Origin of the sequence: Neobacillus sp. NPDC097160 (assembly GCF_044762155.1) — a bacterium.
Lineage (GTDB): Bacteria > Bacillota > Bacilli > Bacillales > Cytobacillaceae > Neobacillus.
Genome location: NZ_JBIWDU010000029.1, coordinates 43,976 through 51,505, shown reverse-complemented (window position 1 = coordinate 51,505; position 7,530 = coordinate 43,976). Strand labels below are relative to the sequence as shown.

10 protein-coding genes and 1 rRNA gene are annotated in these 7,530 nt (G+C 40.5%); all 11 read left to right on the top strand.

Annotated elements, in window-relative coordinates; translation table 11 throughout:
• Window positions 1–94 (top strand): 5S ribosomal RNA (rrf, locus tag ACIQXV_RS27690); the annotation flags it as partial.
• A 377-nt stretch (window positions 95–471) separates the two neighbouring features.
• Window positions 472–675, top strand: a complete 204-nt coding sequence (locus ACIQXV_RS27685) for a sigma factor G inhibitor Gin (protein ID WP_402964974.1) — start codon at window positions 472–474, stop codon at window positions 673–675.
• A gap of 92 nt (window positions 676–767) precedes the next feature.
• On the top strand, window positions 768–2,207 hold the full coding sequence (locus tag ACIQXV_RS27680; RefSeq protein WP_402964971.1) for an aminotransferase class I/II-fold pyridoxal phosphate-dependent enzyme: 1,440 nt from the start codon (window positions 768–770) through the stop codon (window positions 2,205–2,207).
• Window positions 2,208–2,237: 30 nt separating this feature from the next.
• Window positions 2,238–2,870 (top strand): dTMP kinase, encoded by a 633-nt coding sequence (gene tmk / locus ACIQXV_RS27675; protein ID WP_402964969.1) that lies wholly within the window; start codon window positions 2,238–2,240, stop codon window positions 2,868–2,870.
• A gap of 129 nt (window positions 2,871–2,999) precedes the next feature.
• Complete coding sequence (locus tag ACIQXV_RS27670) at window positions 3,000–3,329, top strand: cyclic-di-AMP receptor (protein WP_402964966.1); 330 nt, start codon at window positions 3,000–3,002, stop codon at window positions 3,327–3,329.
• Between the two features lie 38 nt (window positions 3,330–3,367).
• Window positions 3,368–4,375, top strand: a complete 1,008-nt coding sequence (gene holB / locus ACIQXV_RS27665) for a DNA polymerase III subunit delta' (RefSeq protein ID WP_402964963.1) — start codon at window positions 3,368–3,370, stop codon at window positions 4,373–4,375.
• Entirely contained in the window at window positions 4,368–5,195 is an 828-nt protein-coding gene (locus ACIQXV_RS27660; protein ID WP_402964960.1) for a PSP1 domain-containing protein, read from the top strand. The genes holB and ACIQXV_RS27660 overlap by 8 nt, the downstream gene beginning before the upstream one ends.
• A 13-nt stretch (window positions 5,196–5,208) precedes the next feature.
• The gene (yabA, locus tag ACIQXV_RS27655) at window positions 5,209–5,592 is read left to right on the top strand and encodes a DNA replication initiation control protein YabA (RefSeq protein WP_402964957.1); all 384 of its coding nucleotides are present in this window, start codon (window positions 5,209–5,211) and stop codon (window positions 5,590–5,592) included.
• A gap of 63 nt (window positions 5,593–5,655) precedes the next feature.
• Window positions 5,656–6,393 carry a tRNA1(Val) (adenine(37)-N6)-methyltransferase gene (locus ACIQXV_RS27650; RefSeq protein ID WP_402964991.1) on the top strand — a complete coding sequence of 246 codons (738 nt, stop codon included), beginning with the start codon at window positions 5,656–5,658 and terminating at the stop codon, window positions 6,391–6,393.
• On the top strand, window positions 6,383–6,670 hold the full coding sequence (locus ACIQXV_RS27645) for a GIY-YIG nuclease family protein (protein ID WP_402964955.1): 288 nt from the start codon (window positions 6,383–6,385) through the stop codon (window positions 6,668–6,670). Before ACIQXV_RS27650 ends, ACIQXV_RS27645 begins: the two co-directional genes overlap by 11 nt.
• Window positions 6,648–7,529 carry a 16S rRNA (cytidine(1402)-2'-O)-methyltransferase gene (gene rsmI / locus ACIQXV_RS27640; protein ID WP_402964989.1) on the top strand — a complete coding sequence of 294 codons (882 nt, stop codon included), beginning with the start codon at window positions 6,648–6,650 and terminating at the stop codon, window positions 7,527–7,529. Before ACIQXV_RS27645 ends, rsmI begins: the two co-directional genes overlap by 23 nt.
• Window position 7,530: the final 1 nt, after the last annotated feature.

Below are 7,530 nucleotides of genomic sequence, written 5' to 3'. Positions count from 1 at the left end.
CACACCCGTTCCCATACCGAACACGGAAGTTAAGCTTCTCAGCGCCGATGGTAGTTGGGACATGCGTCCCTGTGAGAGTAGGACGTTGCCAGGCAAATGAAAGACAACCTGTATTGGTTGTCTTTTTTGTGTCCAATAAGTGAAAGAGGACAGTAAATAGCAAAAACCGAAAAGTAACCAATATAAGAGAGGGGGACAATTGGGAATCTGTCCAAAAGATCGCCCAATAAAGGTTATTGGAACCCATTCCGTCAAAAAAATCATAAAAAAGGGTATCCAATAAATCTCATTAGGAGCCCAATCATCGAAAACGAAAAAAGTACGAAGTGTTTTTAAAGAAATCAATTATAGACATACACCTAATGGGTGATTACGACATACTATATTAATGGATGTCATGGGAAAGAGAATTCGAAAAATTGTATACAAATTGAGAATTAAGGACAGAATGGGTGTATGGAGGTGGAGGGATTGAGTTCATTTTTAGCACATAAACATTATGTGGAAACATGCGTTATTTGTGAGAATCTAAAACCAAAAGGCATACATCTATACACTTCTTTTATTTGTACAGAATGCGAAAATGATTTAATTCAAACAGATACAAATGATCCTAAATATAAATATTTTTTAAAACAGCTTAGAAAAATAACAAACCCGGAAATTTTTTCATAACAAGTCCTAATTGGGCTTATTTTTTTGCTCAAATTAGGAAGACCCCTCATTTTTTGTTAAAATATATGTAACTCTTAGAAGGAAGAAATAACATGAATACTCAATTAAGAAAACCTTTATACGAAGCCTTAACGGAACATGTAAACAGGAATCCTATTTCTTTCCATGTTCCTGGACATAAATATGGTTGGATTGATCAATCGGATGAGAATCATTTTTTTAAGCAGCTCTTAAAAATTGATGCAACAGAGTTATCAGGGTTGGATGACCTGCATTCGCCTGAAGGGGCAATATTGGAGGCGGAAACGCTTTTAACGGAGCTTTATCACACGACAAAAAGTTTTTTTCTTGTGAATGGTTCAACCGTAGGTAATCTTGCGATGATCATGGCAGTCTGCACTGAAGGTTCGCATGTCCTTGTTCAAAGAAATTGTCATAAGTCTGTGTTAAATGCGCTTAGTTTAGCCAAGGCAAGGCCGGTTTTTCTTGAGCCGGAGCTTAATCAGGACTGGAAAATAGCTGCAGACGTCAGCGTCGAAACCGTTAAACAGGCTATTAATCTTTATCCAGACACAAAGGCCATTATTCTAACCTATCCGAACTATTATGGAATGACTTATAATTTGCAGGAAATTATTGATTTGTGTCATCTTCATCAGATTCCAGTATTGGTTGATGAGGCACACGGGCCACATTTAATTATCGGTGGGCCTTTTCCGGCATCTGCTGTTCAATTGGGTGCCGACATGGTCGTGCAGTCTGCGCATAAGACACTCCCCGCGATGACAATGGGTTCATTTTTACATATTAATAGTGGCCGTGTAAACATGGAAAAGGTGAAGGAATACCTTGGAATATTCCAGTCTAGCAGCCCATCGTACCCCATTATGGCATCACTGGATTTAGCGAGGCATTACCTCGGTACATATGAACAAAGGGATCTTTCATTCCTGCTGACTGAAATAAAGCATTTTAAAGAGGAGTTAGCCAAGATCCCAACTATTCAAGTGTTGGAGTTTCCAAATAACCAAGGTGATTTTCTAAAAATCACCATCCAGTCAAGATGCAAGTTAAATGGATTTGAGATCCAAAAGAGATTGGAATTGTCAGGGGTATATACAGAATTAGCCGATCCATATAATGTATTATTCATTCTGCCATTAGTAAAGGAAGGGCAATGCTATCCATTAAAAGAGGCAGCAGCGAAAATAAAAAAAGCTCTCGAAGGTTTGCCTTTTTACAGAATGGATAAAGATTTCCCCATGGATGGTCATAAGATTTCGGAGCTTGCTAACCCCTTTGAGGAAATGACAGCTTTAGCTGTGGAAGAGATTCCAATTGGAGGGTCATCGGGATCTATCTGTGCGGAAACGATAATCCCCTATCCCCCAGGGGTGCCATTGTTAGTTAGGGGTGAGAGAATAACAGAGGAAAGGCTCAGCCGGCTTAATCGACTGTTACAATCAGGGGCAAGGTTTCAAGGAGGCACCACAATTAAAAGAGGTTTGATAAAGATATTTCGTACAACATAAGATATATACAGTTCTGGAGGTTTTATGTAAATGAGCAGTGGGACATTTATTACGTTTGAGGGCCCGGATGGTGCGGGAAAGACGACGATCATTAATATGGTGGCAAAGCAGTTTGCTGACGCATTATTAACAAGGGAACCCGGTGGTATTGATATTGCTGAGCAAATTCGCAGCGTTATTTTAGATAAAGGAAACACGGCAATGGATTCCCGAACAGAAGCCCTACTTTATGCAGCAGCACGGAGACAGCATTTAATCGAAAAGGTAAAGCCGGCATTAGACAATGGAAGGGTTGTCCTATGTGATAGGTTTGTTGATAGTTCATTGGCATATCAGGGGTATGCACGAGGTTTAGGAATGGACGAGGTGTATACGATTAATCAATTTGCCATCGAGGACTTCATGCCTGAGCTGACCATCTACTTTGATATTGAACCGGAGTTAGGGCTAAAGAGGATTAATAAAAACAAAGGGAGAGAAATAAACCGTCTCGATTTAGAGGATCTTGAATTCCACCAAAGGGTTAGAGAGGGATACCATCTATTAGTAGAACGTTTTCCAAATAGAATAGTAAGGATTGATGCTTCGGGTACGGTTGATGAGGTTTTTAGAAAAACCATCAAGCTTGTTGAAGCAAAACTAGCAGAAAAATGGCCTTTTTAGAAAGGGCCCTTTTTAATGTAAAAAAATCTTTTTATATGTTCTTCTGCTTGTAAATGTAAGCGGGACAATTACCTGTTATAATATAGATAGAGGAAACTATAGTTATTAATTGAAGGAGAGGGTGTTCAAATGAAACTTATCATAGCCGTTATTCAAGACCAGGATAGCAATCGTTTATCTAAGGCATTAATCGATAATAATTTTAGAGCAACCAAATTAGCTAGTACAGGTGGATTTTTGAAGTCGGGGAACACCACTTTTATGATAGGTACCGAGGATATTCGGGTTGATCGGGCTCTCCAAATTATTAAAGACAACTGCAGGTCAAGGGATCAGCTGGTAGCACCTGTTTCACCAATGGGCGGGAATGCCGATGCATATGTCCCGTATCCAGTAGAGGTCGAGGTAGGCGGGGCGACGGTATTTGTCTTACCTATTGAGCAGTACATGCATTTTTAAGCTTTACATGTGAATTTATAGATAAGTGAGTGATGAACTTGGGAAAAACATGGGATCAACTAGAAGAGGTTCAACCAACGGTGTTGAAAATGTTAAGAAACAGCTTGGTGAAAAATCGAGTGGCCCATGCGTACCTTTTTGAAGGCATGAGAGGGACAGGAAAAAGGGAAATAGGTTTATTACTCACAAAGGCTCTTTTTTGCAATTCGTTAATGGATGGTTATAAACCATGCGAGGCATGTAACAATTGCCGGCGGATTAATCATGGAAATCATCCTGATGTTCATATCGTCGAGCCGGATGGGTTATCGATTAAGGTTGACCAGATTAGAAACCTGCAAGCAGAGTTTTCGAAAAAAGGCGTTGAATCCTTGAAAAAGGTGTACCTGATTTCTCATGCAGACAAAATGAGTGTGAGTGCTTCGAATAGTTTACTTAAGTTCCTTGAGGAGCCAAACCCGGGGACAGTTGCCTTCCTCCTGACTGAACAACAACAGCAAATATTACCGACCATTCTTTCCAGGTGCCAAGTATTGGCATTTCATCCGTTAGCGCCTCAAGTGATGATGAAACAGCTGGTTGAAAATGGGGTAAAGCCAGAAAAAGCACCGCTGCTGGCCCAGTTAACCAATAATCTGGAGGAAGCACTCAAATTAAATGTCGATGAATGGTTTGCACAAGCCCAAAAAATAGTGGTAAAATTATATGAGGTGCTGAAAAAAAATCCACTGGAGGCGATGGTCACGCTCCAGGGAGATTGGTTTTTACACTTTAAAGAGAAAGAACAGATTCAACGTGGTTTAGATCTATTACTTCTTATTTTTAAGGATTTACTTTATATACAATTAGATAGGCAGGACCAAATTGTTTTTATAGGGGAAAGTGAACGGTTAAAGCAATTTGCCTTGCAAACATCTGGACGGCGCATTTCGGATCAAATGTCAGCTATTCTTGAAGCAAAAAGGAAGCTCGAGAAAAATATGAATCCTCAGCTGATGATGGAACAGCTTGTGTTAAAATTGCAGGAGGGATCTTCATTTGTATGATGTTGTAGGAGTACGCTTTAAAAAAGCGGGGAAAATCTATTATTTTGATCCTGGAGACCTCTCAATCGTAAAGGATGACTTTGTCATTGTCGAAACAGTCCGCGGCGTTGAATACGGCAGGGCAGTTATTGCCCGTAAACAGGTAGAGGAACATGATGTCGTCCTTCCATTAAAAAAGGTAGTCAGAATTGCCGATCCAAAGGACCGCATGATTGTGGAGGAGAATAAGCAGGCAGCCCATGAGGCTTATGAGGTTTGTAATGAAAAAGTGAGTGAGCATCAACTGGATATGAAGCTAGTCGATGTTGAATATACATTTGATCGAAACAAGGTAATCTTCTATTTTACCGCGGATGGAAGAGTTGATTTCCGTGAGTTAGTAAAAGATTTAGCAGCCATTTTTCGGACACGCATTGAATTACGCCAGATTGGCGTCCGAGATGAAGCAAAGATGCTTGGCGGTATTGGACCATGCGGAAGGATGCTATGCTGTTCCACGTTTTTAGGTGATTTCGATCCCGTTTCCATCAAAATGGCGAAGGATCAAAATCTATCATTAAATCCAACGAAAATATCCGGTTTATGCGGCAGGCTTATGTGCTGTTTAAAATATGAAAATGATGAATATGAATCTGCAAAAGAGGCTCTGCCCGATTTAGGGGAAATCATTGAAACACCGGAGGGTGCCGGAAAAGTAGTAGGACTCAATATATTAGAGCGGGTACTTCAAGTGGAACTAAAGGAACAAGAACGGGTTCTGGAGTATACTTTGGAAGAAATTATTAAAGAAGGTGCCTTTTCTATACAATCCACAGATTAATGAGGTGGAAGCCGTGGATAAAAAGGAAATTTTTGAATCAGTAAGTAATATGGAAACACAAATTGGCCATCTTTACCAGCAGCTGGGAGAATTGAAGCAGCATTTGGCTGAAATACTAGAAGAGAATCATTATTTAAAGCTTGAAAATGAACATCTGAGACGCCGTTTGGATGTAACGATGGAAGAAGAAAAGAATGAAACAGAGAATAAAAAGGGAACAGCAGGAACAGAAACCCAAGCTCAAGCTCCAGGGAGAAAACCTTTTGATGTTGGGGAAGGATACGATAACCTCGCCCGCCTTTATCAAGAAGGCTTTCATATTTGCAACCTTCACTTTGGCAGCTTGCGGAAGGAAGGCGATTGCTTATTTTGTCTTTCTTTTCTTAATAAGAAATAACCTAATGAGGCTGACAAAATCAGCCTCTATTTTTATACTTTTTAGATAGGATGGATATTTGTGGTGAACCTAAAAGAAGATGAGCGGCTCGATTATTTACTTGCTGAGAATTTAAGGATTATTCAAAGCCCATCTGTTTTTGCCTTTTCGCTCGATGCCGTATTACTGGCACGTTTTGTTTATGTACCGATTCAAAGAGGAAATTTACTTGATCTCTGCAGCGGGAATGGGGTGATTCCCTTGTTTTTAAGTGCCCGCACAAAAGGGAATATAACGGGTGTTGAAATCCAGGAGCGGTTATATGATATGGCGGTTCGAAGCATCGAATATAATGGGCTTCAGAACCGGCTAAATATGATTTGCGGTGATATCAAGGATATGCCCCAACAACTAGGATTTGGAAAGTTTGACGTGGTTACCTGCAATCCGCCTTATTTTACAACTCCATCGAAGGAAGAAATAAATCCGAATGAATATCTGGCCATTGCCCGCCACGAGATTCTCTGCACACTGGAAGATGCCGTAAAGGCCTCGAGTCAATTAGTGCGGCAGGGGGGGAAAGTGGCTTTTGTCCATCGTCCAGGTCGCCTCATTGATCTGATTACAATGATGCGCAAGTACCGGCTTGAGCCAAAGCGAATTCAACTTGTTTACCCAAAGCTTGGAAAGGAAGCTAATACTCTGTTAGTTGAAGCGATAAAAGACGGCAGTCCTGATTTAAAAATCCTGCCTCCGCTCATCGTTTATAATGAAGCAGACGAATACACTCCGGAAATCAGAGAGATTTTATATGGAGAATAACGAACATTACTTTTATGTGTTAACATGCCGGGACGGGAGCTTTTACGGCGGTTATACAAATAATCTTGAGCGCCGCCTTAAGCTTCATAACGATGGAAAAGGGGCAAAATACACTCGGGGCAGAGGCCCTGTCGAGTTGACCTTTTATAAAGGCTACGATAATAAAAGTGAGGCCTTAAGAGCAGAATATTATTTTAAAAAGTTATCACGAAAGAAAAAAGTAGAGTTTTTAATGGAAGAAATGGGTGGTTATGTTGTGGCAGCAGAAAAGCTTTGAAAACGAAGAGCATAAAGGAATTCTTTACCTTGTTCCTACTCCAATCGGAAATCTGGAGGATATGAGCTATCGAGCGATTAGAATCTTAAAAGAGGCAGATTTAATTGCAGCTGAAGATACAAGAAATACAAAAAAGTTATGTAACTACTTTGAAATAGAAACCCCTATTGTCAGCTATCACGAGCACAATAAAGAAACAAGTGGGGAGAAACTGATTCATAAGGTCAAGCAGGGCTTAAAGGTTGCCCTTGTAAGCGACGCCGGCATGCCTGCCATTTCTGACCCAGGATATGAGCTTGTGATGGAAGCAATTAGTGAAAAGGTGACGGTTGTTCCATTACCAGGTGCAAATGCGGCACTCACAGCTTTAATTGCCTCGGGGATCTCCTGCCAGCCTTTTTATTTTTATGGATTTTTAAATCGAAGTAAGAAAGACAAGCGGGCTGAATTAGATAGTTTGAAAAAGCAATCGGCGACGCTGATCTTTTATGAATCTCCACATCGTTTAAAAGAAACATTATCAATCATGCTCGAAGTCCTCGGCAACAGGAATATAGCCATATGCAGGGAATTAACAAAAAGGTATGAGGAATTTATTCGCGGTCCTCTTGAAGAAGTGATTGAATGGGCACATCAAGATGAGATTCGCGGCGAATTTTGTATCATTGTTGAAGGCTCGGACTTGCGGCAAGAAGAAGAGGAGCCCAGCTGGTGGCAGCATTTATCGCTGGAGGAACATGTGAATCATTACATATCAGTTAAAAGTATGCCTTCAAAGGAAGCGATTAAACAAACAGCAAAAGACCGCAGCCTAAACAAGCGGGAAGTTTATCAGGTCTATCATGTAGATGGTAATTAAA